Genomic DNA, 23,481 nt, shown 5'->3' with positions numbered 1-23,481 from the left:
AAATATGGAGCTTATTCACTCTTTGGAAAGGAAGAACGAACATGCCGAACATTTATGTGCTGTTGAAAAAGCTTATCCAACAAGCTATAAACAAAAAGTTAATGGAACAACTGGACACCATCTATGTACAAAATCAAATTATGTCGTTATTAAAACTTGAATCTATGCCGGATCATATCAATAGCGGTGATTACCTTTCAGCGGATGATACGATTCCTGATCTATTAGAACAGATCATTACGTGGGCGCTGGAGCAACAAATTATTGAAGATGTCTTTGATGACAAAGAAATATTGGCAGCTAAAATCATGAATTGCTTTCTGGATAAGCCTTCAACGATACATGATACATTTTATAAAAAATATGCAGCGTCACCTAAAGCAGCCACAGACTATTTTTATCAATTAAGTAATCATTCTAATTATATTCAAGTAAAACGCATTCAGAAGAATATCTATTTTACAGCGACGTCAGCGTACGGAGATATAGAAATAACGATTAATTTGTCAAAACCAGAAAAAGACCCTGAACAAATAAAACGAGAGCGGGAATTAAAGCAAACGACAAATTACCCAAAGTGTGTGCTATGTAGAGAAAATGAAGGCTACGTAGGACGCACGGGATACCCAGCGAGGGCAAATCATCGCGTCATTCATGTTCCTTTATTAGACGAAAGCTGGTATCTGCAGTACTCACCGTATGTTTATTACAATGAGCATAGTATATTATTATCTAAAGAACATCGAGAAATGAAAATTGAAAGCGATACATTCGCTAGATTGCTAGCATTTGTAGAAAAATTCCCGCATTATTTCATTGGTTCTAATGCTGATTTGCCCATTGTTGGCGGGTCGATTTTAAGCCATGACCATTATCAAGCTGGCAGACATCATTTTCCCATGACCAACGCTCATCCAGCTTTTTCATTTGCAATGAATGGATTCCCTAGTGTCGAAGGGTCGATTTTAAAATGGCCATTATCTGTCATCCGTTTACGCAGTGAACAAAAAAAGGAACTTATTCAGACTGCAACACATATTTTAAACGTTTGGAAGAACTATACGGATGATGCTGTAGGAATTATTTCCTTTACAGACAATGTGCCCCATAACACCATTACGCCAATAGCACGGATACGAGAGAGCATGTTTGAATTAGATCTCGTATTGAGAAATAATCGCACAACACCCGACTACCCAACAGGGATTTTCCATCCCCATATGGATGTACAACATATTAAAAGGGAAAATATTGGGCTAATTGAAGTGATGGGTCTTGCGGTTTTGCCAGCAAGATTGAAAACTGAGCTACATGAACTAAAACAGTTCTTATTAAATGGTGAAGATCATCTAGCTAACTATCACCATGACTGGGCAAATGAAATAAAAAATTCCTATCATTACTCTCAAATACAGGAGCATGTTGATACGATCGTTCGGAATGAAGTGGGGAAAAAATTTATTAGCGCTTTAGAAGATGCTGGTGTTTTCAAACAAACAGAGACTGGCATGTTAGCGTTCCAACGGTTTATTAAAGAACTTAATTCGTAACGGAGTGAATAGCAGATGGAAATACTAGAACAGATCGTTCATGGCAAATGGACTTTACGAACATTAATGAACAACCAAAACATGCAAGTTAGTTTTCTCGACTACGGTGGAACAATTACTGAAATTATCGTACCTGATAAACAGGGTCAGATGGATAATATCGTATTACAGTATAATAGCTATGAAGAATACGAATCCAATCCATTCTATATGGGAGCTTTAATAGGGAGAGTCGCTGGCAGAATAGCTAACGCTACTTTTTCAATAAATGAAACACCCTATCAGGTCACTGCAAATGAAGGGCGTCATCACTTACATGGTGGAATAAATGGCTTCAGTCATGTGCGGTGGCATGTTACTACAGCACAAACAGAAAATGATGTCCGTGCTATTCTTACCTATACAAGTCATGATGGGGATAATGGCTATCCAGGGAACGTAGATGTAACGGTTACCTATATTCTAACAAATGATAATGAGTTTATCATAGACTATGCTGCGATTACAGATAAGACGACTCCAATCGCCTTGACGAATCATAGCTATTTTAACTTACGAGGAAGCAAGAAACAGACGATTAAACAGCATTACGCTAAAATTGCCAGCAGTACTTGCTTAGAGTTAAACAAAGCACTGATTCCAACAGGTAAACAATTTGCAACCGCACATACTCCGTTTGACTTTCAATTAGAACGGCAATTCCATGATGGTATTTACTCAAAGCTCGAACAGAATATCATTGTTGGTCAAGGATATGATCACTATTTTTGTTTCGATAAAGGAAAAGATGAGCAAGTATGTTTATATGATAAAGAAACGGGGAGAACACTTACCGTAAAAACCACTCAACCAGGAATGGTATTATACACCGGTAATTATCTACATGAAAAAAACGAGCACACGCAAACACCCTTTTTACGTTATCAAGGAGTATGTATAGAAACACAGGGTACACCAGCTTCACTTGTACACAAACACTTGCCAAGCATTATTTTAGCACCCGGAGAAGCATATCAGCAAAGAACAGCTTTTTGCTTTGGGTTTGAGGGATAAATTTGTAAATGACCTGCCGCAATTCCAACTACGAAAACTAAACTAATTTCCAACAAAAATTTATACGCAAAACAGACCAATTATGCTTGAGAGTGCCCATGCGTAATTGGTCTGAATACTTTGTTATAAATAGTTGCTTTTTGCTATACAATAAAAGAAACCAATTTACTCTTACGAAATAGGCATTTGGGAGTTGGTATCTCCCACTTAGACTTGTTGCAGTACTGAGATACCCAACTCCTAAAGCGCAAGTCTTACAGTACCTTATATATGGGATAAATAAAGACGTTAATTTTTTTTCTTCTTTTGCAACAAAGCTACAAAATGGGCTATAATTTTTGCGGTTAATCCCCATATTACTTTATCTTGATAATAATAGAACAGTTCATTCATTCCCCGAGCATTCCAATCATAAGCCCTTCCACCTTGTATATCCTCATATGGGAAATCCTGTTCTGGTATAACTTTAAAATTCACCTGATACACTTTTGGTTTTGTCTCCAGAAAAAAACGTAATGGAACCATGAATACTTCTTCAACTTCTGCAGGATTAGGGACAATTCTCTCAGGGTTATGAAGGGTACCAGTAAACGGAAAGATAATCCTTCCAAAATCAGATACAATATAATCCAAAGGGATAATGTTACGAATGTTTTCTTGGTTTACGCCCAGTTCTTCTGAGGTTTCACGTAATGCACAATGCAATTCACTTTTGTCGCTTTCATCCACTCTTCCACCTGGAAAACAAATATCTCCCGGTTGACTGCGCATATGCTTTGAACGAACTTCAAAAAGCAAATGGGTTTCATCTTCTATCTCTATCATCGGAATGAGAATACCAAATTCGCGAAAATTCTCCCGTCCTAAAATTGTCGGTTGCCGATTTTGTAACCGACTAACAATTTCTGATGTTTTCATTCTTTCACCCCCAACATGCTACCCACTCATCTTCATTATATATCACTCTATCAGGAAGATGAAATAAACACAGATTTTTGTAATATTATGATATAAAGATGTTTTTATATTCAACTCCAAACCCCTTCTGAAAAATATACGCCCGTTTAAATTTATTGTTTCTTTTTATCAACTTTTTAAATACAGACTTTAATGGATATGTCGATATTTCCCGGGAAATGAGTAAATATATACACGTGCATATTGGTCTATAAAGCAGGCATGCAAATTCTCTCCCTTTATCGCTTCATGTTACCAGGCAATTCATAAATGGATGCGATTAAGACATTCAGCTTTTCTTCAATACGGTGAAGCAGATAAAATGTTACTGCAACAGGGAATCCTACCTCTGTTATAAATGAAATCCACGTATCCATATACCGCGCCTCCTTTTATCAACTAAATTGTCACTTATAGCCCATAGAACGAATGATCCATTTAAATCATCTAAAGTAACTGGTACCCATGTGAAACAAACATTTGCAAGCATCACATGCAGGAAATAAGGCGTTTCTTAATCCGCTTCCTCTTACTTTATAGGCTAAAGAAGCTTAACATGAAAAGCCCTTATCACCAATTCAAGAGGCGTTGCTCGAATAACCAATTTGAATGAATGAGCCTCCCTCATGCCTTTCTGCTTATACACTGTATTGGCAATCATTTAACAGTTGCCACAAACCCAAAGCACTGAAATCATAATACAAGCGACCAGTAGCATCGCTACTGGTCATCTCTATACAAACAAAGAATTACTGTATTTCAATCTCCTCAACCATTCTTTCTACGATTCTTGCGCTCGATTTTGCGACCAACTCTCCACCGTTAGAGGTGAAAGCATTCTGCACGATAATTTCATCCATTACAGCATTAATAGCTGCAGCATCAGCTGGTTCCACTGGCTGATCAATGGAATAAGTGACTATTTTCCCTTCTTGGTTCGTAAATTTTAATTCTAGTTTTTTCATGTCTTTTCCTCCCTCTCTTCCATATCATTCTCCACTATGCCTCGACAATTTTCGAGCTATCTTTACGCTCGATGGTCAACAGTGGAAGTTTCTGTAAACTGGCAACCGCTTGAGCAATTGCATATAACTGATCAGATGTTGCAGTTGTTTTCACATTATGAAAACTTTTCGATACTATAAGTTGTTTTTCTGAACCTTCCTCCGTGCTTTTGCCAAATTCTAATCGTAGCGACGAATCGGTTAACGTTGAATTTACCATGGTATCACCTCCTTACATCTAAATTCGATGGAGAGGATGGAGAAGTGGCAAAATGAACATAAATTTCTAACAAGACGGATATTTTAAATACTATTTAATAAAATAATGTAAAAAGCAGCAGATTATTATAAAGTGAACCTTCCATCAGTGAGGGTTTTGAAATCATCCACTCTGTTAGTACCATAATGGTATGCCATAAAGACCTCTGAACGAATCGTATTTAGGTATTGTTATCATCCACTTAGGCTTGTTGCAGTACAGATATCTAACTCCTGGGAGTCGTACAGCACCTGATATACGGGATAAATTAGTTATGTACCTTACAATAATGTAACCTAAATGTAATTTACGTTAGCTACATATAGTAGTAAAATAAAAAGTAGTATGTATAATGAGGTGTAATTATGTCGAAAAACCGTGAAAATATATCTCGAATAAAAAAACGAAAAAGAAGAAGTAAAAAGAAACTTTTGTTTTTTTTAATCATTCCCTTAAGCCTTTTACTAGTAGCAACCGTTTCCTACGGTGCCCATGTCTATAACACAGCTCAAGAAGCAGCAAATAAATCATTTGAAAAAGTTGGTAGAGATGGAGAAAAATCCGCTTTAAGAGATGAATCAGTTACACCAATAGATGACAATGTCTCTGTACTTATTATTGGGGTAGATGATAGTGAAGCACGTAATGAAGGCAGCGGCAGGTCCGACGCATTAATGCTTGCAACCTTTAATAAACAAGAAAAAGATGTGAACATTTTAAGCATTCCGAGAGATTCTTATGTCAACGTTCCGGATTACGGATATACAAAAATTAATCATGCACATGCCTATGGCGGCCCCAGCAAAACCATCGATACAGTTGAAAGTTTTTTAAATGTTCCAGTTGATTACTATGTTCGGTTAAATTTTGAAGCATTTATTGAAATTGTTGATACAATTGGTGGTATTCAATATGATGTACCTTTTGAAATGAGCGAACTTGATTCAAATGATAATAAAGACGCTATACATTTAATGCCAGGTTACCAAAATTTAAACGGTGAAGAAGCTTTAGCTTTAGCACGGACAAGAAAATACGATAATGATTTTGAGAGAGGAAAACGGCAACAGGAAATTATTAAAACAATTATAAAGGAAACTGCTTCTGCCTCTTCCATCCTAAAACTCGATGAACTCATTAATGCAGTCGGAGATAACATGAGTACCAACCTTACCTTCGATGAAATGAAGAGCTTTATAAGCTACGGGTTGAATACTAACTTAGCTATAAATACAATTAATATCGATGGCCAAGGTGGTAAAATGCCAGATGGAATTTGGTATTATCAGGTGAATGAACAGAGCAGAGTGGAGGTTGAAAATAAGTTGCGAGAGCACTTGGATCTTCCTGCATCGTCTGAAACAAATTATGAATTCACCCAAGAGAGCAATGATAAAGAAGTACAGGATTCAAATAGTTATTAGAGAGTGATCATAGGTCACTCTCTATTCTTTTTTAAAATATATCCTTGCCATAAACTCTATTACTTTTAATATACGTTTCCAGCGAAAAGGTTGTCTTAGTAAACGATACAGCCACTCTAGGTTAAGACTAATCCACGCATCTGGAGCACGTTTTACCTCTCCAGCAATAACATCGAAACTTCCTCCTACACCCATAAACAAGCCTTTGGTAAAGTTATTTATATGTTTTGTAATCCACTCTTCTTGGCTAGGAGAACCTAATGCAACAAAAATTAAATCCGGGTTAGAGATTACTATGCGCTCTACTATGGATTTATCATCAGTCGATATATAGCCATGGTGATGACCTGCGATAATAATATTTGGATATTGTTGTTTAATTTTCGCGACTACTTTCTTATTAACATGTTCTTTTGCTCCTAGAAAATAACAAGAGTAAGATTTTTTATCAGCTGTTGCCAATAAATCAAGCATTAAATCATAACCAGGAATTCTTTCTTTTATCGGCTGTTTTTGGAATTTAGAGGCCATCACAATACCTACACCATCAGGTACAACATAATCCGCCTGCTTAACCATATTTTTATATGCTTTGTTCTCTCTTGTTTTCATAACGATCTCTGGATTAGCTGTTACGATAAAACATTTTTCATTATTGGCAAGACGAGGATAGACATGTTCCGTTAAAAAGTCGACTTTTGTTTCATTAATAAATTCAATATCCATTATGTTTACTGCAGTTTTATTTACCATAGGCTAATGCAACCTTTCTCATGCATTCTACTAGTATCTAGTGAAACTAGGCATGTATATTATTTCAACAGTGGCTTATAACAAGAAATAATCCCATTTATTATTTAAAAGCGAAACATATTGGCTACCTTCAAAGCAAGGCGGGCGGATTTTCGATTTAGAGTCCCCTCTAACTTCTTAACTGTTTTTTTATTTTTATTAAGCTGTGATTTTAAATCTTTTAAAGATTCATTATGTTTTTTCTCTAATTTTGGATAGTATGACTCTAGCCGATTAACCAATTCTTCTAAGTCGCAACCACTGATTGGATATACAGGAGAAGGATGATTTATTTCATGCAGTTTATCATCTAAAGGTACTTTTGTTGGCGTGATTGTCTCTTTATAAATATGTGATAGCTCATTTTTATTTAAGAAATCAATAAAATGATCAAAATTTCTCCCCTGCACCTTAGTTGGAGCTTGAAAGTCACTATTTTCCACAACGTCTGATAGTTTCATATCTTCATTAATGTCATCGGCGCGGACATGTGTCAGATTATGATATTCCACTAATTCTCTCATTCTTGCATCTTTTGGGATGATTAAACTTGGAGTGCCAGCTATCGTAGCAGATATATTTCCATGTAATCTGGCTCCAAAAGCTAAATCAGCTTGTCGCATAAAATCGAGCCATGTAGGAACATTTAAAAAGAAACGAACCCGATTTGCCATATACACGGGATCTGACATTTTCACTGGATAATATTTGCTTTCCTTAGCAATTGGGGGAGTACCCATATAAGTAAGCCTTAATTCTTTCATCCATTGTGGAATAAAGTAATGATTTTGATATTCCTCCATACCTTTAGCAATAAATTTCAACACATGTTTTGGAGACAAGCGAGAGGAGTTTACACAAACCATCGATTCTTTTGTAATGCTTGTATCCCTTATATTTAACTGTCTTCCAAATGTATACATGGATGGGCAACCGATTACCATATGATCAATCCCCTCACGGAACCCTAAACGTGACAAATAACGAGCGGTAATTTCTCCTCTTACACCAATCATATTTGATTTCTCTAATACAGCACGGACAAATTCCTTTACATCTTCATCAAATGGAAAACCCTCATCCAGTTTTGGTTCAAATGGCGCTCTTAAGCCAACACCGATAACAACAACAGGAATACGAAGTTTTTTTATTAATTTTGTATACTTCCTTAACGCTGATGCGAAACCTTCTCGAAATGCATCCGCAAATGGTATAATTAACCCGTCATACTTATCATTAATTTCATCAGCATCCTCAGGTAAAACTTTATAATAATTTGGAGTTACTGTCGTTTCTTCTGTCATTAATGTACGAAATATACTGTATTGGTAAATTAGGTTTCCAACATTACCACCGATAGCGTTATTTAACATAACATATGGTGCATCAAAAGTATCTAGTGGGGACATACCTGCACGTATAAGATAATTCCTCATGTTTACCTCTCCTCTTCAGTAATATTTCTAATTAGATGGTTACACAGAGTTTATTACGTCATTTTTATAACTCTCTTTTTCAGCTTTAGACATTTTTTTCCACTCCCGAATAAATGCTGTATATTTTGGAAGAATATCTTTTACTGAACCAAAGTCCTTCACTCTTCCGTATTCCAACCATAATATCTTTTCACAAAATTTCTCCATTTGCTTAATAGAGTGACTTACAAATATCATGGTCTTGCCCATTTCTTTAAACTGTTTCATCACGCCAAAACTCTTCTCTGCAAATGCTTTGTCACCGACAGATAAAGCCTCATCAATTAATAAAATATCCGGATCAATATTTATGGATATGGCGAAGCCGAGCCTGGATTTCATACCGCTTGAATAAGATTTTACAGGTTGATCAATGAACTTGCCTAGTTCAGAAAAATCAATGATTTCTGGTTCTAGTCTCTTAATAGCGTGTTTATTAAACCCTAGCATTAATAATTTTAATTCAATATTATCTCTACCACTTAGCTCCTCTTTTAAACCAGAATTGATGGCAATTAATGAAGTCTGTCCATTTCTATACACTTCTCCAGATGAAGGTGGAATGATACCAGTAATGATGTTGGATAATGTGGACTTTCCAGAACCATTCACTCCTACAAAACCAATAATGTCACCCTTTTCAGCTTCAAAGCTCACATTACTTAATGCATAGAAATCTTCGCCAAAATCTTTTGGAGTGATTAAGTCTAATAATCGCTCCTTCGGGTTATTATATAAACGGTATTTTTTTGATACATCGTTAACAATAATTGCTTTTTCCATGATATATTCACAAACCTTTACAAGTAATCAATGAAATGCTTTCTAAACCTCACATGTAATGAAGCACCGATAATTAGTAAAACCATGACTAGGCCCCAAAAATATAAAGTATATCCCCAATGAGTGATAAAGTACCATTCCAGCCCAAAGAATGCTGATCTATACCCTTCAATTAAATAATATAATGGATTTAATTTCATGATACTTACTAAATCAGGGAAATCTTCCAAAAGAGATAGTGGCCATAATACTCCCGATAAATACAACAGCATCCTTAAAACAGAATTTAATAACATATGAAAGTCTCTTATAATGGTAGATAAGGTAGATGTAATTAGAGATATGGCCAATAACAAACATAAAGCAGCAAATATAAAATATATGAGTTGCAAGTAATAAATACTTATAGTAAAGCCCATGAATTGCAACGTGATGACTGTCAGCACTAACATAGCAATATGAACATAAAATTGAGAGAAAATAACAAAGCTAGGAATCACACTCATTGGGAAATTCATTTTCGATAAAATTCGAATTCTAGTGTAAATTGACTTGGATCCTTGTATGGTGGCTTGGTAAAAGAAAGTCCAAAGGAAAAATGCCGCCATTAACCAACTAAAAAATGGTATGACCGTTTCACCCATTTCAATTGGAGCACGAGCACGAAGCGTGCTAAAAACAAACCAATAAATAAGGATTTGTATAAGTGGGTTAAGAATTTCCCAAAGCATACCGAGATAATTATTTTTATTTTGGCTCTTAAGTTCAAAAAGAGACAGTCTTCTAATTAAGTAAAAATTTTCAACTTGTTCTTTAATTACTTTGATCGCAGATTTCATCATAGTTCCCTTTCCTATTTAACGTGAGACACAAAAGAGATCCCATTATTAGTCTTCTTTCTCCTCATAATTACCAATACTTCTTTCAAATAATTCGATTCTTGAAGAAGGCGGTGTTAAGATGGCATCTTGTTCTAGGACATCTTGTCCCATATCCTCAAGACTTGGTATAATTACTTCATCTACTACATTCTTCGAGGCTTTTCCAACAGTGCTGTCAAAAAAATAGTCTACGAATGCATCTATTTTTCCCATATCATATTTTTTCTCTTTTATTGTCGAGACCATTTCTGCAGTTGTCTTAACTAAAGGCCCCGGAATGAAATCAAAATAATTATAATAAAAATCTCTTTCTTCGATATATTTTTCAACATCAAAAGCAAAGAAAAGCATCGGTTTTTTTAACAATGCATATTCAAAACAGACAGATGAATAATCTGTTATTAGAATGTCAGTAATCAACAGCAAATCATTCACTTCTCTGTAATCACTTAAATCGAAGAAGAAATCCTTGTATTCATATGGAATGTGCAACTTATTATTCACAAATGGATGAATCTTAAATAAAAATACATATTCTTCATGAAGCTCTTCGTACAGTTGCTTTAAATTTAAAACTTCAAACGGATAGTGAGCCGAAGCCTGACCATTTCCACGAAAGGTCGGCGCAAAGAGAATTACTTTTTTATTTTTGATAAAAGGGTACATGTCGGTTAGCTTACTTTTTACATATGACTTGTATTTTTCATCAGCAAAAATATCTGCTCTAGGTATTCCAGTAGCATATACTTTATCTACTGTTATGCCAAATCCTTCAGCATAATTTTCTCTAACCCCTTCACTACTTACCAACGCTTTAGTGTAATTTTTATGGTTTTTAGATTTTGGAGACGGTCCTCCAGGCCTTCCAATACGACTATATCCAAAGGTTTTAAATGCTCCAGCTGCATGCCATACCTGTATTAGATCAGCGTTATTCCGTATGTTTAAAGGGTAGACAAGAGGATAAAAATCATCAAGTAAAATAATTTTGGCTGTTGCAAAATGGTACGCTGTTTTTACTAGGTCATTAATCGTTTTTTTATTATTAATTCGCTCATTAAAGATAAACGTAATATTTAAATCCAAATTGCGTTTATACAGTTCCTCATAAACGAAATAAAGGTTCCCATTTAACTCAGATCGACTATCTGAAGCAAATACAACTTTTCGTTTTTTTATCGGGAATAACATACAAAACAACATGTAAAACACTTTGAACAGTCTGCGTTTTATTGCCTGTATTTTCCTGCTTTCTTTATAAGCAATATCACTTGGCTGCTCACGTGGATCGTATGATTGTAAAAGAGTGTTTTTAAACAACAAAGTCTTACTATATTTATCAAATGATACGATTAAGTTATATTTTAGAACTTTTTTAGCCGAAAAATATTGCAGCTTTGTATTTAAGATGCTGCTGCCTTCAATAAATTCTTTCACACTAGATAATGGTAATACCCTTTCAAATTTCTTTCTTCCATGTAGCAACTGTTCTAATTTAATGAACAGATTGTACTCCCCTTTTTCTAATGGCTTTCCATGAGCAAGCGTGGATAAATCTATACTTCCCTTATAGCCAGCCAAAGCTCCAAGTTCATCTGAAGCAAATGTGTCAACATTACCTTTTAGCTCATTTAACCGACAATTATCCAAGGCTATTTTAATAATATATTTATCCAAAATTTCGCTGTCAGAAAGTTCACCATATTCCACGTGTTTTTCTCTTAATTCATCTATGTTTAACTTCGGTACTAATAAAAGGGTTTTACGTATTTCGTCTTCTTGAAAAGATAAATGTTTTTTTACAGTTATATACCCTTCTATCTCCAAATAAGAACCATGTATCTCAAAGCTAGTAACTTTATTAAATACTGGGCTTCCCGTATTTATTTCTAGGTGTTCATCATCCAATGCTGTATGGAACATTCAGCCTCACCTCATTCACTTGTAAAATGCTTTACAATTTTCTCCGTTACATTAGATGTGTCATCGAAATTATGCTTTACCATTCTGGAGGTATCTGCATATTCATTCCGCTTCCTGTTATTTATCCAAGCAAGCAATTGCTTTTCATTATTTAAAATGACCCCATCCGAAAGCAAACTTATATCTTGATATAACCCTCTATTTGTTTCATACTCATCCATATCAGGAATCATATGAGCGATTGGCCGATACAATAAAGCAAACTCAAAAACAGCCGAAGAAAAGTCTGTAACAAAAGCATCTGCAACTAACATCCACTCATTAATGGTAAATTCTTCAGCTACAAGTATTTTAGAATCTTTTCTTAAGTTTTCTATCTCTTGTTCCCTAGTATAAGGATGTGCTTTAAAAATAATTTGGACACGCTGATTGATCTGAGGTGAAATCTGCAATAAAGTTTCAATTATACTATAACTCGTTTCACCCTGTCTTCCATTTGCCCTATACGTAGGAGCAATTAATATATTTACTGCCTCTTTGTCTGACAAATGAGGGTACCTTTGATAAATTTTCCCTTTAATTATGGAGCATTCATCCCGGTGATTAAATAAGTCAATTCTCGCCAAACCGATTGGATATATTTTGTTTTTAGACATATTGAACGCTTCGGCATAGAAATCAATCACTTTTTTAGTTGAAACATACACATGTGTATAATTTTTATGAATTGGAACTAAATCTAAATATTCTTTTTTTGGACCAAACTTAGTCCCGACTGTACTGTATCCAAATTTTTTGAATGCACCAGCTGCATGCCATAGCTGAATGACCTTTAAACTATGTTTAGCTTTAATTAAATAGATTGGCAAATAATAATCATCTAATATAACATATTTAGCGTTTGACAGCTTAAATATTTCAGTAAAAAGCCTAAGATTCATCTTGTTTTGTCCATAGACAAGATGAATCTCAGCATGAGGTATTTGTTTTAATATTTCCTTATACACATATTTAAGATTACCTTCTAATTTTCCAGATCGATACAGAGCAATGACAATCTTATTACGATTATGTTTTCTAAACAAAGAAAATACGCTATAGGCGATTTGCAATAATTTTTTATAGCATTTAATATACATCTTCTTCCATAATTGAAGATGATCCATTTTAAATTTTCCACCTCATTACTGTTTTCCCCCAAGAGTTGGATAAATCATTCTCAAATGCATCAATCGCATCTCTTATTTTCCTTACTTCAAACACTTCTCCAATTAAAGTACTTAAATAATCAATAATGTCTGGATGTTCTTTGAAAATCTCAACCGTCTGTTCAAAATCAGTCACTCCGCTTCTGCTGCTTCCTAGGAGAGTTAATCCTTTTTCTAATACCATTCGTGTATTGATTTCAATTGGATATTCACTAACCCCTAATAGACTAACGGTTCCCTCCGGATTTATATGATCAATAATTTGCTCAATAGCATATTGACTTCCTTTTCCTCCAGCACATTCAATTGCATGATCAACACTAAGACCTTTAGGTATATCATCGATTTTCACAGTTTCATCTACAAAAGAAAAATGGTTTAACTTATAGTCCGTTTTCCCAAAAATAATCACCCAACTATTGGGATACAATTTTTTTAGAAACAAACAGGTAATAAACCCTAGATTTCCGTCACCCCAAACACCAAATGTATTTACACGAGGATGTGCTTTTTGCTTAAAACGTCGCAAAGCGTGTACAGTAATGGTCATTAATTCTGTAAACGCTGCTACATCCATATTTATATCCTCTGGTAGCTGTACAGCTCTGTCAGGGTTTAAAAACACATAGTCTTGCATAAACCCATCATACCCACTAGACCTAAACTTACTAGACCTTAAGTAATTTTCACTTATATATGGATCGCTCTCAACAGGTGTATTCGGCACCATGACTACTTTTGAACCAATTTCAAACTTATTACTAGGATCAAAAACAACCTCGCCAACGCCTTCATGTGTCAAGGCCATCGGCAGTTTTTTCTTCATTGCTTCTTTCCCACGTGTGCCTGTATAATACCTTTGATCAGCAGCACAAATTGATAGGTGAGTCGGTCTAACTATAACATGGTTATTAACAATAGATTCATCCTTATAGGTCACTTCAAACTGTCTTGGTGAGACTAAACGATACACTTGATTTATCATTGGTTTATACTTCCTTTAATAATCGCATTTGCAACGTTTAAATCATAAGGAGTAGTTACCTTAATATTAAAAATCTCACCTTTTACTAACTTGACCTTTTCACCTCTAATAGAGAATATCTTACAGGCATCTGTTAAAATTTGCTTTTCTTCGGCCGTTAATTCATTATATAGTGCCTTTAGCTTCTTCGCATTGAAAGTTTGCGGTGTTTGGCCTTGAAACATATAATCACGTCTTGGGATAGACGAAATATAGTCATTATCTTCTGATTCAACTATTGTATCAATCGCTTGTATGACAGTATCTACAGCCCCATGCTTAAGTCCTTGGTCAATATTATCCTGTATAATACGATGTGTTAAAAATGGGCGGACAGCATCGTGAGTAACTAATATGTCCTCTTCGTTTAATGAAAAGCTTGTTTCAATATGATCAATAATATTCATAATCGTAGTATTTCTATCACTACCACCAGAAATTACTTCAAGTTTAGGAAAATCCAGCTTATATTTTTGCAAAATATTCTTTGTATGATTAAGCCACTCTTTTGGAGTAGCAATAATAATTTTTTCAAATTGATTATTAAGGATAAACTTTTCTACGGTATGAACTATAATTGGCTTATCATTCAGTGTAAGAAATTGCTTCGGCATTGGCACATTGCCCATGCGTGTTCCTTTCCCGCCTGCTAAAATCCCTGCATAAATCAATATATTCACCTCAGTTATTCTAATTACTAGTATTATAACATAAAATTATTTTTACATACGATTTACATTGTATTTACATTACATGGTATCATTTGTCAAGATTATTTTTATAACTATTTTTCACCAACTATTCGATCTTAGCTACAAATATAAAAAACATCGTCAGTTAAGGGATTCCCATTTAAATTCATTCATCATTTTTAATTGGATATTGCTAGCTTTGTAGACAAAGCAAATTCAACGTTAGGATTTCTTCTTGAGTTTAATAGATCACATGGAGAGACTTTAGGTGCTTTTATCTTCCACCTAGGCTTTTTTATTGATCTCGACTCTTAAAATAAGCTTGCTATATTTCAAAGTTTAAATTTGCGCCACTAATATCTACTTAATAGCTTTACCTTATTACTTTGTATGATTCGCATGGACCCTTTGTAGACATGAATTTATTTGCAAAGGTATAGTGAATATTTCACATCCACATCGGGCGGATTTCCATAAATTTCGTTTGAGTTTTGTAGAAGATAATACCTACAAACTTTAATTGTTCCATTTTGAGTTTCAAGTATACGGCACCTTATACTCAGAAAAAAGTAATTACTACATATAGCTTCGTGTTCCTAAACAAAAATGTAGGGGCTAGTACGATATAGTAAATCTTTACACTTAAGGGAAGCCATTTAAAATCAAAATGTGGGAATTGCTGTTATTTTAATAAGCTCCTTGTAAAACGTACCTGTTTATTAAGATTTTATCCCCAAATTATTACTACATCCTGCAGAAAACACAAGTTCAAATCTTAAAGTAAATGTAAATTTAATATTAATTCTATGTAAAGATATGTTATTATACTATTAAGTGAAAGATCATAATTAAAATGATTCTTCATTAATTGGAGGAAAAGATTATGAAAAAGGTAATAACCTACGGAACCTTTGATTTACTTCATACTGGTCACATAAATTTGTTGCGGCGTGCTAAAGAATATGGCGACTATTTAATTGTAGCCATTTCATCTGACGAGTTTAATTTAAACAAAGGGAAAAAGGCATACTATACATTTGAACAACGTAAGGCTATTCTAGAAGCAATTCGATTTGTTGATGAAGTTATAGATGAAAATTCGTGGGATCAGAAAATTGAAGATGTGCAAAAACATAACATAGATGTATTTGTTATGGGCGATGATTGGAAAGGCAAATTTGATTATTTAAACAAGTATTGTGAGGTCGTCTACTTGCCTAGAACAATTGGTATCTCTACAACCCAAATCAAGACAGATCTAAAAAAAGTGAACAATGGTTAGAGAACTTAGTATAACTGTATATCTCCTTGTCTTTCGAATCATTTTCGGCGTATGCAAAATGTTTTCTCGACAGAAAAAGGTTGTAGCTGTCGCCTCTTTTGGTGATAACATCCATTACACCGTGCAGGCTTTAAATAAACAAGCAGACGACATAAGGGTTGTTATTTTAAAGGATAGTAGGTGTACCTATCCATTTAAAGAAGGTTTATATGATGAACTGCTGCTATTCAGTTTATCTCATCCACTTCATTTTTTAAAATCAATTTACCATCTGGCAACAGCTTCAACCATTTTAGTAGATAACTATTTTGGGTTTTTAGCTGTTACCAATTTTAAACCGAATACTACTTGCATTCAATTATGGCATGCAGCTGGTGCTTTAAAAAACTTTGGACTAAAAGACCCGTCCATTCAAAACAGAAGTCAAAAAGCTTATCGACGTTTTAAAAAAGTATACGAAAAGTTTCATTATATCGTTGTCGGATCTGAAAGAATGGCGGCCACTTTTCGTGAGAGCTTCCAATCCCCAAATGAAGCGATGTTAAGAACAGGGATTCCTAGGACGGATCTCCTTTATGATAGCACGAAAAAAAAACAGATCTCGCTCTATTTCAACCAGAAATTTCCTAAGATAAATGGCCGAAAAATTATTTTATATGCTCCAACATACAGGGAGCATCAACTCAAAAATTACACAACACATATTGACTTGAAATCATTGTATAAAGAGTTATCAGGTGAATATGTTTTATTTATCAAGTTGCATCCCGCTATAAAAAACACGTTCCAACAACAATTTGGTTCCTTTTTATATGACGTATCCGATTGGTCAGATACCAACCAATTGCTAACCATAACAGATATATTGATAACCGATTATTCCTCTATTCCATTTGAATATGCTTTATTTGAAAAACCAATGATATTTTATGCCTATGACCTAGAAGTATATAAAAGCGATAGGGGCTTAATCGAGCAGTATGAAACTGAAATGCCAGGTCCAATTGTTCGCTCAACAGAGGAAGTTATTGCAGCCATTAAACAGCATGATTTTAGTACAGAAAAGATAAAATCATTTGCCAATACATGGAATCAATACTCTAAAGGAAACTCAAGCGAACGTTTGGCTAATTTTATCATTGAATTAGAGGCACCAATAGAGAAACGAAGTAAAGCTTTAGGATAAAGTTAATTTGAACAAGTAGGAGGACTAAGAGCGTTGCCTCGGAGTAGTTAACTACTTTTTATCTTAAAAACTATACTACAAAAATTGAGTAAGCCACATGAAATAAAATTTAACTAATTATTTCATGTGGTTTATTTTTTAAAGAGATATGAAAGTATATAGTTGATTTGACCCATTCGCTACGTTGCTAAACGGGCGCTCTGCGCCTTTGTTCTTATGATAAACAATACTTTTTCAATTTACTTTACAACCTTTTTTATTCATTCAGCTAGCTTTTCAACCTCTGTCTAAAGTCAAGAATTGTCAATTTTACAGACTATGTTGTGTTATTATGTCATCCTCTGTCAAAATTTCATTTGATATTTATTAGAATACTATTTATAATTAACTAGAATCACCATCTTTTCTAAAGGAGACTAATGATGGAACGTGAACGTATATTAGTTCGTAAAAGAAAAAAGAAGCGTAGAAGACGTAAACTTCTTTTAGTTATAGTTTTATTGTTCTTAACATTAATAGGTTTTGGCGGTTATATGGCTATTCAAACTCTCCAAGCTGCCAGCGATTCATATGATGACTTGGGGAGAGATAAATCAGATTTACGTGAAAAGGCTGTTTCTATTAGTAAGGACCCTGTTTCTATTCTGTTAATGGGAGTCGAGGATTATGCCACAGATGGTGATAAAGGTCGCACTGATACTCTAATGGTTGCTACTTTCAACCCTAACGATGAACGTCTTAAACTATTAAGCATCCCTAGAGACACCATGGTTGAAATTGTCGGCAACGGAACAGAAGATAAAATCACACATGCCCACTCTTTTGGCGGCAAGAAAATGACCATTGATACGATAGAAAATTTCCTTGAAATTCCTATAGATTATTACGCGACTGTTAACTTTGACGCTTTTAAAAATGTTGTAGACATCCTTGGTGGGATTACTGTTAACGTTCCATTTGATTTTGAACAAAATAGTGATGATAGAGTTGCTGAAAAGCTTCAATTCCACGAAGGTGAGATGGATCTTGATGGCCGATATGCTCTGGCGTACGCAAGAATGCGTAAGGAAGACCCCAAAGGTGATATTGGGAGAAACGAAAGACAGCAAGAGGTTATTAAAAGCATCATTGATAAAGCGATGTCTGTCGGGACCATTACAAAAGTAGATGATTTGGCAAAAGAAATTGGAAATAATGTAGAGACGAATATGAAAATCTCAGAAGGTCTTGCATTTTACAAGGAGTATTCAGATTTTAACACTAGTAAAATAGATAAAATTCAACTAGAAACATATCCAGAAAGAATAAACGGTAGCAGTTACCAGATGGTTGATCAACAATCTCTAGAAGAAGTGAAACAAACCTTAAAAGAGCACTTAGAAATTGCAAACTAGTTGAACAAAAATAATCCTTTCGTTTACATGTAAACGAAAGGATTATTTTATTTGGTCTGTTTTATTTATCCCTAGTACTTTTCTCATACTTCCTATTATAGGTTGCTTCCCCTTTAATACAATTCCTGCTAATTCAGCTATTACTTGTATTCCAATTAAAGCAATAATAAAAATAATGCTAGAGGCTAGCAGGGTACTACTATTAAAAGAAATTGCTAATAATCCAAAAAAGATACTGAAAGCATATATGATTAATACAGCTGTTCTGTGGCTATATCCCATTTTCACAAGCTGGTAATGAATATGCTGCTTATCAGCTGTCGCTATTCCTTGCTGATTGATTATTCTTCTAATAATCGCAAGTGTTGTATCAAAAATAGGAATTGCTATGACGATAATCGGGATAATAAAACTAAAAAACGCAACATTTTTAAATAGCCCCATCATAGACACGATAGCAATCGAATACCCAAGAAACAAGGCGCCTGTATCTCCCATAAAAATTTTTGCAGGATAAAAATTATGGTATAGAAAGCCTAGGCAGCTTCCAATTAATACAATACATAAATAAGCAACTACGACTCGGTAATCCATGACTGCCATTACTAGAATACTAGATAACCCTATTGCTGAAACACCTGCAGCTAAACCATCCAATCCATCGATCAGATTGATAGCATTAGAAGCTCCTACAATCCAAATTATCGTTATGACAAATGCCAACCCTTCTAAATAAACAGTCCCCAAAAAAGGAATTGTCAACTTTTCGATGACTAGCCCAGAAGACACAACAACTACCGCTGCTGTTATCTGTCCAAATAATTTATAATACGGTTTCAATTCAAAAATATCATCAATCAAACCTGTAAGTAACATAATCATAGCGCCAATGATGATTGCGCTCATTTGTGGATGCTCTGGCTGTAAATATAAGAAACCAGCAACAGCTCCAATGAAGATAGCAAGCCCACCTAAGCTAGCTTTGTCTCCATCATGGTTCTTACGATTATTATCAGGCTTATCAATAGCTTTTAAACAAAACGCCAGCTTTTTTATGATTGGTGTCACTAATAGAGCTGTTAACATCGAGATAATAAAAGCTATTATCCATTCTGAGATGTGGAGCATATGTAGCACCTCTTACTATTAAGTTAACTTCATTGTAATTTTACCATATAATATGTCGTAATTCTAATCATAGAGTAATTATTTTAAATTCCTATACATAACAAAGGCGCGGGGCGCCCGTTTAGCAACACAACAACTGGAACGAAGCAACTGAGATAAAGGAACCACGGTGAGGCACGAACCGATGGTGACTTATCGTAGGGCGATTCGTGAAGTTGCCTAGTTGCTGGGCTCCAACGCCGGATGTGGTTATTCCGTTAAGTCCGTATCCTCAAAGCAACAATTTTTATACTTTCTTATCTTTTAAAAAAACAACTACCATCAGTACCGTATCCACTTAGGTACTGATAGTAGTTTTGTAGAATCAGTATAAAAATTATTTGTAATCAGGAACATCAAGATATAAGTTATAGCTACCAATTTCTTGGTATAGATTATACATTGTATAAACTTGCTTCGAAGCCCAGCCAATATCAGTTGCATATTGCTTTCCAAATCTACCCGTATCATCCATGGCCTTAGGGTTCCATCTCATCTTATACAATGTATTTAATCCATTATTTATATAGCCATTACCAATAAATTTAGCTCCTCCTACAATTGCCTTATATGGCGTAGTCCACCCTTCTTCATATGCTTTTTTAGCACCACAATCAACTGGACATGAATCATAAGCACCAATTCCAAACATATTATATACGGTGACACCTTTATACTTTACACCTCGAGCTAAAGTGGAAGTTCCGTTACCAGTTTCTAAAACAGCATGAGATACTAGGTAAATATCGTTGATCCCATTAATGCGGCTTGCATCAACAAACGCTTGGCCTTGACCAGCTAATTTACCTTTGCCTCGCAAATAATTATTTAGTACACTTGCTGTTACATCACTTGATCTTGCCAAATCCAAGAATTGAAACTTCTGTCTTTCATCATTGATGAAATTATTTGGATCTAAATAATATCTGACATCCTCTGGGCTCGCATTGACCCATCGTTGTTTAAAATCTATTTGATACCATCCATTTACTTCTTTAATGATGTCAACATTAGCACCTTTAGAAAGCTGCCCTACTATCCAGTAACTTGATCCTGGACCACCCCTAACATTTAAGGTCGTAGCAGTAACTTTTCCATCTTTTATATACGCTTTTGATACAAACGTCTTATACTTTTTATCTGTTTGCGGTGTGGCTGTCATTTGGATATTTACTGCTTTAGACAAGGATAAATCATATTTTGTTTTATCTATACCATATGCTTCAACTTGACTTTTCTTAATATATCCTACTCGGTCTAAGTAAACAATACGCCACCAATTTCCATAGTTTGTGGCGATAGGGTATACTGTTCCCTTTTCAATCTCTCCAAAAGGGACCAATTTGCCTGTACTATTGTCATATACAGTTACATTTTGCTTAGCCTTAATTTTATCCCGGGAATGTCTATACTTTGTATTTAAATTCTTTATCTCTTTTTTCGTAGCGTATCCAGTATCGGACTTTCTGACATATCCATAGAAATCACCATAATTTACGCGCCACCAATTTCCATAATTACTCAAAATTGAATAGCTTTGACCTTTCCTAAGTTCTCCAACTTTTTTCAAACTACCTGATCTATTATCATACACCGCTACGTTTTCTTTTAAAACACGGAAATAACTGTTATCTCCGCTAAGAAATTTTGTTTTCACTTCATCTTTTTTAACATATCCAACTCGATCTGCAAAGATGACCCGCCACCAATTCCCATAATCTGTGGCTATTGAAAACTCTACTCCTTTATCAATCTTTCCAAAAGGGGTTAAATTTCCCGATGAGTTATCATAGACTGTTACTGATTTTAAAGCTGTAAATGTTCGTTTTTGGTTACTGTAGTTTTTATTTTTATTCTTAATTTCGTTACCTTTTGCAAAAGATGTTCCTGATTTTTTCACATACCCATAATAATTTCCAAATTGGATACGATGCCAATTGCCATAGTCGCTTACACGTGGATATACTTGACCTTTTGTCAGTTCACCGACTTTTTTTAATGAGCCGCTTCCTCGGTTATCGTAAACAGCTATATTGCCATCAGCTTTAAAGTATTTATCACTTTTGGAAAACTCTATTTTTGCTTCACTTTTTCTAACATATCCAACTCGATCTGCAAAGACGACTCGCCACCAATTCCCATAATCTGTGGCTATAGGATAGCTTTCACCTGAACTAATAACCCCATATGGTACTAATTTACCTGAAGTATTATCATATACTACAATATCTTGTTTCGCAGTAAAAGTTCTAGATTGATTTGAATATTGATCATTTTCATTTTTTAATTTTTGTCCACTAGAAGGAATTGTATCAGCTTTTTTAACGTAACCATAAATATCTCCATACTGAATTCGATGCCAATTACCATAATCACTGACCCTAGGATATACTTGACCTTTCTTTAATTCTCCCACAGGTCTCAATGATCCACTTCTATTATCATAAATCATCAAGCTATCTTTGGTTACTTCGAAATATTTAGATTTCACATTTTCCCATGGGTTAGCTTTAGAAACCCTACTAAACTCTTTTATCGCAGAAGATGCAACATTGTTTTCTTCCAATTGTTTTTCATTGGTATTTTGATCTTTTTGATTCTTGTCTTGTTCCTTATCTAATAAATCTTCTAGGCTTTTATCTTTTTCTACTTCCTTAATATCAGATCTTTCATTATTAACTGCTTGATCATCTCCCGATTCCTGCTCATTTGGAGATTTTTCATTATTTTCATTAGCTTGTTCTTCTTTAGGCTCTTCACCTTCTGTACTTTCATCCATTTTTTCTTCTTCATCTGTACTACTTTCTAACTCTTTAATGGCTTTTAATCTATCTTCTTCACTAAAGTAATATTCTATATTTCCTATACAAAGAACTTGTAATCCTAAGCTATTCTCATAAACAAAATATTCACTATCCTTATTCAGAATAACTCGAATTTGCTCGTCAGGTTCTATGGAATATAAAGGAGTTCCTTTTGTTAGAAGCTCTTTCTTCCCATTAAGGTTTTCAGTATTTGTTTGAAATTCTGGTGAACTAGTGTCTGATGCTATTTCATTAACAGATGAAGCAGGAATGGTTATATATGTATCTCCAAATTCTAAGCGCACCATTTCTTCTTCTTTATAACCATACAAGAAAGTGTCTTTTTTAACCAACAACTCATCATTTACATTTATATCCTTGTTAGTTTGAAATAAAAGGTGATTGTTAGCCTCTCTAGTTGCTATATTATTTTTCCCAGAGGCCCACGCTGAAACTGGATACAAAACTTGCAATATAACCATTGTGATGATGAAAATACTTAAAAAGGCTTTTTTATTTTTACACATTTTTTGCTCCTTTCAATTATTAGAATACAAGTTTATTATAATACTTTAGACTCATTTTAACAATGATAAGTAATATAAAACAGACAGAATGTAGAT

At 34.5% G+C, this 23,481-nt stretch carries 20 protein-coding genes; 6 read left to right on the top strand and 14 right to left on the bottom strand.

The window, feature by feature from the left end:
• Positions 1-41 precede the first annotated feature (41 nt).
• Both galT and D1839_RS04970 read left to right on the top strand, forming a co-directional pair.
• Entirely contained in the window at positions 42-1,550 is a 1,509-nt protein-coding gene (gene galT, locus D1839_RS04975) for a UDP-glucose--hexose-1-phosphate uridylyltransferase (RefSeq protein ID WP_120378938.1), read from the top strand.
• Positions 1,551-1,565: 15 nt separating this feature from the next.
• Positions 1,566-2,603 (top strand): aldose epimerase family protein, encoded by a 1,038-nt coding sequence (locus D1839_RS04970; RefSeq protein WP_120378937.1) that lies wholly within the window; start codon positions 1,566-1,568, stop codon positions 2,601-2,603.
• 288 nt (positions 2,604-2,891) lie between these two features.
• Here D1839_RS04970 and D1839_RS04965 read toward each other — a convergent pair whose 3' ends face one another.
• The 4 genes from D1839_RS04965 to D1839_RS04950 all read right to left on the bottom strand — a co-directional run bounded on the left by D1839_RS04965 (position 2,892) and on the right by D1839_RS04950 (position 4,784).
• Entirely contained in the window at positions 2,892-3,521 is a 630-nt protein-coding gene (locus D1839_RS04965; RefSeq protein ID WP_120378936.1) for an NUDIX hydrolase, read from the bottom strand.
• Positions 3,522-3,799: 278 nt separating this feature from the next.
• Entirely contained in the window at positions 3,800-3,937 is a 138-nt protein-coding gene (locus D1839_RS04960) for a YvrJ family protein (protein WP_120378935.1), read from the bottom strand.
• A gap of 372 nt (positions 3,938-4,309) precedes the next feature.
• The gene (locus tag D1839_RS04955) at positions 4,310-4,525 is read right to left on the bottom strand and encodes a DUF2922 domain-containing protein (protein WP_120378934.1); all 216 of its coding nucleotides are present in this window, start codon (positions 4,523-4,525) and stop codon (positions 4,310-4,312) included.
• A gap of 34 nt (positions 4,526-4,559) precedes the next feature.
• Positions 4,560-4,784, bottom strand: a complete 225-nt coding sequence (locus tag D1839_RS04950; RefSeq protein ID WP_120378933.1) for a DUF1659 domain-containing protein — start codon at positions 4,782-4,784, stop codon at positions 4,560-4,562.
• Between the two features lie 404 nt (positions 4,785-5,188).
• Between D1839_RS04950 and D1839_RS04945 the strand changes: the two genes are divergently transcribed.
• The gene (locus tag D1839_RS04945; RefSeq protein ID WP_120378932.1) at positions 5,189-6,247 is read left to right on the top strand and encodes an LCP family protein; all 1,059 of its coding nucleotides are present in this window, start codon (positions 5,189-5,191) and stop codon (positions 6,245-6,247) included.
• A gap of 21 nt (positions 6,248-6,268) precedes the next feature.
• Here the strand turns inward: D1839_RS04945 and D1839_RS04940 are convergent, their stop codons facing one another.
• From D1839_RS04940 to D1839_RS04905, 8 genes are all read right to left on the bottom strand, one after another.
• Complete coding sequence (locus D1839_RS04940; RefSeq protein ID WP_120378931.1) at positions 6,269-7,000, bottom strand: WecB/TagA/CpsF family glycosyltransferase; 732 nt, start codon at positions 6,998-7,000, stop codon at positions 6,269-6,271.
• A gap of 104 nt (positions 7,001-7,104) precedes the next feature.
• Positions 7,105-8,475 carry a polysaccharide pyruvyl transferase family protein gene (locus D1839_RS04935; protein WP_120378930.1) on the bottom strand — a complete coding sequence of 457 codons (1,371 nt, stop codon included), beginning with the start codon at positions 8,473-8,475 and terminating at the stop codon, positions 7,105-7,107.
• Positions 8,476-8,514: 39 nt separating this feature from the next.
• Positions 8,515-9,297, bottom strand: a complete 783-nt coding sequence (gene tagH, locus D1839_RS04930; protein ID WP_120378929.1) for a teichoic acids export ABC transporter ATP-binding subunit TagH — start codon at positions 9,295-9,297, stop codon at positions 8,515-8,517.
• A 17-nt stretch (positions 9,298-9,314) separates the two neighbouring features.
• Positions 9,315-10,139: an ABC transporter permease gene (locus D1839_RS04925; protein ID WP_199689971.1), complete on the bottom strand. Its 825-nt coding sequence runs from the start codon at positions 10,137-10,139 to the stop codon at positions 9,315-9,317.
• 45 nt (positions 10,140-10,184) lie between these two features.
• The gene (locus D1839_RS04920) at positions 10,185-12,101 is read right to left on the bottom strand and encodes a CDP-glycerol glycerophosphotransferase family protein (protein WP_120378928.1); all 1,917 of its coding nucleotides are present in this window, start codon (positions 12,099-12,101) and stop codon (positions 10,185-10,187) included.
• Between the two features lie 11 nt (positions 12,102-12,112).
• Complete coding sequence (locus D1839_RS04915; RefSeq protein ID WP_120378927.1) at positions 12,113-13,267, bottom strand: CDP-glycerol glycerophosphotransferase family protein; 1,155 nt, start codon at positions 13,265-13,267, stop codon at positions 12,113-12,115.
• A gap of 1 nt (position 13,268) precedes the next feature.
• Positions 13,269-14,294, bottom strand: a complete 1,026-nt coding sequence (locus D1839_RS04910; protein WP_120378926.1) for a ribitol-5-phosphate dehydrogenase — start codon at positions 14,292-14,294, stop codon at positions 13,269-13,271.
• Positions 14,291-15,004: an IspD/TarI family cytidylyltransferase gene (locus D1839_RS04905; RefSeq protein WP_120378925.1), complete on the bottom strand. Its 714-nt coding sequence runs from the start codon at positions 15,002-15,004 to the stop codon at positions 14,291-14,293. Before D1839_RS04905 ends, D1839_RS04910 begins: the two co-directional genes overlap by 4 nt.
• 904 nt (positions 15,005-15,908) lie before the next feature.
• Between D1839_RS04905 and tagD the strand changes: the two genes are divergently transcribed.
• The 3 genes from tagD (at position 15,909) to D1839_RS04890 (ending at position 18,887) form a co-directional block, all read left to right on the top strand.
• Positions 15,909-16,307 (top strand): glycerol-3-phosphate cytidylyltransferase, encoded by a 399-nt coding sequence (tagD, locus tag D1839_RS04900; RefSeq protein WP_120378924.1) that lies wholly within the window; start codon positions 15,909-15,911, stop codon positions 16,305-16,307.
• Positions 16,308-16,365: 58 nt separating this feature from the next.
• Positions 16,366-17,493, top strand: a complete 1,128-nt coding sequence (locus D1839_RS04895; protein ID WP_199689970.1) for a CDP-glycerol glycerophosphotransferase family protein — start codon at positions 16,366-16,368, stop codon at positions 17,491-17,493.
• A 422-nt stretch (positions 17,494-17,915) separates the two neighbouring features.
• Entirely contained in the window at positions 17,916-18,887 is a 972-nt protein-coding gene (locus tag D1839_RS04890; RefSeq protein ID WP_199689969.1) for an LCP family protein, read from the top strand.
• Positions 18,888-18,929: 42 nt separating this feature from the next.
• Here D1839_RS04890 and D1839_RS04885 read toward each other — a convergent pair whose 3' ends face one another.
• Both D1839_RS04885 and D1839_RS20740 read right to left on the bottom strand, forming a co-directional pair.
• Positions 18,930-20,015: a glycosyltransferase family 4 protein gene (locus tag D1839_RS04885; RefSeq protein WP_120378921.1), complete on the bottom strand. Its 1,086-nt coding sequence runs from the start codon at positions 20,013-20,015 to the stop codon at positions 18,930-18,932.
• A 376-nt stretch (positions 20,016-20,391) separates the two neighbouring features.
• On the bottom strand, positions 20,392-23,385 hold the full coding sequence (locus D1839_RS20740) for an SH3 domain-containing protein (RefSeq protein WP_120631198.1): 2,994 nt from the start codon (positions 23,383-23,385) through the stop codon (positions 20,392-20,394).
• Between the last annotated feature and the right edge of the window lie 96 nt (positions 23,386-23,481).

Source organism: Roseburia sp. 1XD42-34, assembly GCF_009917385.1.
Classification (GTDB): domain Bacteria; phylum Bacillota; class Bacilli; order Bacillales; family Amphibacillaceae; genus Virgibacillus.
This window is presented reverse-complemented; position numbering and strand designations above follow the sequence as displayed.

Bases quoted from the DNA above. Each gene is read 5' to 3' on its own strand.
- galT (WP_120378938.1), top strand. From the start codon at position 42: ATGCCGAACATTTATGTGCTGTTGAAAAAGCTTATCCAACAAGCTATA.
- D1839_RS04970 (WP_120378937.1), top strand. From the start codon at position 1,566: ATGGAAATACTAGAACAGATCGTTCATGGCAAATGGACTTTACGAACA.
- D1839_RS04965 (WP_120378936.1), bottom strand. From the start codon at position 3,521: ATGAAAACATCAGAAATTGTTAGTCGGTTACAAAATCGGCAACCGACA.
- D1839_RS04960 (WP_120378935.1), bottom strand. From the start codon at position 3,937: ATGGATACGTGGATTTCATTTATAACAGAGGTAGGATTCCCTGTTGCA.
- D1839_RS04955 (WP_120378934.1), bottom strand. From the start codon at position 4,525: ATGAAAAAACTAGAATTAAAATTTACGAACCAAGAAGGGAAAATAGTC.
- D1839_RS04950 (WP_120378933.1), bottom strand. From the start codon at position 4,784: ATGGTAAATTCAACGTTAACCGATTCGTCGCTACGATTAGAATTTGGC.
- D1839_RS04945 (WP_120378932.1), top strand. From the start codon at position 5,189: ATGTCGAAAAACCGTGAAAATATATCTCGAATAAAAAAACGAAAAAGA.
- D1839_RS04940 (WP_120378931.1), bottom strand. From the start codon at position 7,000: ATGGTAAATAAAACTGCAGTAAACATAATGGATATTGAATTTATTAAT.
- D1839_RS04935 (WP_120378930.1), bottom strand. From the start codon at position 8,475: ATGAGGAATTATCTTATACGTGCAGGTATGTCCCCACTAGATACTTTT.
- tagH (WP_120378929.1), bottom strand. From the start codon at position 9,297: ATGGAAAAAGCAATTATTGTTAACGATGTATCAAAAAAATACCGTTTA.
- D1839_RS04925 (WP_199689971.1), bottom strand. From the start codon at position 10,139: ATGATGAAATCTGCGATCAAAGTAATTAAAGAACAAGTTGAAAATTTT.
- D1839_RS04920 (WP_120378928.1), bottom strand. From the start codon at position 12,101: ATGTTCCATACAGCATTGGATGATGAACACCTAGAAATAAATACGGGA.
- D1839_RS04915 (WP_120378927.1), bottom strand. From the start codon at position 13,267: ATGGATCATCTTCAATTATGGAAGAAGATGTATATTAAATGCTATAAA.
- D1839_RS04910 (WP_120378926.1), bottom strand. From the start codon at position 14,294: ATGATAAATCAAGTGTATCGTTTAGTCTCACCAAGACAGTTTGAAGTG.
- tagD (WP_120378924.1), top strand. From the start codon at position 15,909: ATGAAAAAGGTAATAACCTACGGAACCTTTGATTTACTTCATACTGGT.
- D1839_RS04895 (WP_199689970.1), top strand. From the start codon at position 16,366: ATGTTTTCTCGACAGAAAAAGGTTGTAGCTGTCGCCTCTTTTGGTGAT.
- D1839_RS04890 (WP_199689969.1), top strand. From the start codon at position 17,916: ATGGAACGTGAACGTATATTAGTTCGTAAAAGAAAAAAGAAGCGTAGA.
- D1839_RS04885 (WP_120378921.1), bottom strand. From the start codon at position 20,015: ATGCTCCACATCTCAGAATGGATAATAGCTTTTATTATCTCGATGTTA.
- D1839_RS20740 (WP_120631198.1), bottom strand. From the start codon at position 23,385: ATGTGTAAAAATAAAAAAGCCTTTTTAAGTATTTTCATCATCACAATG.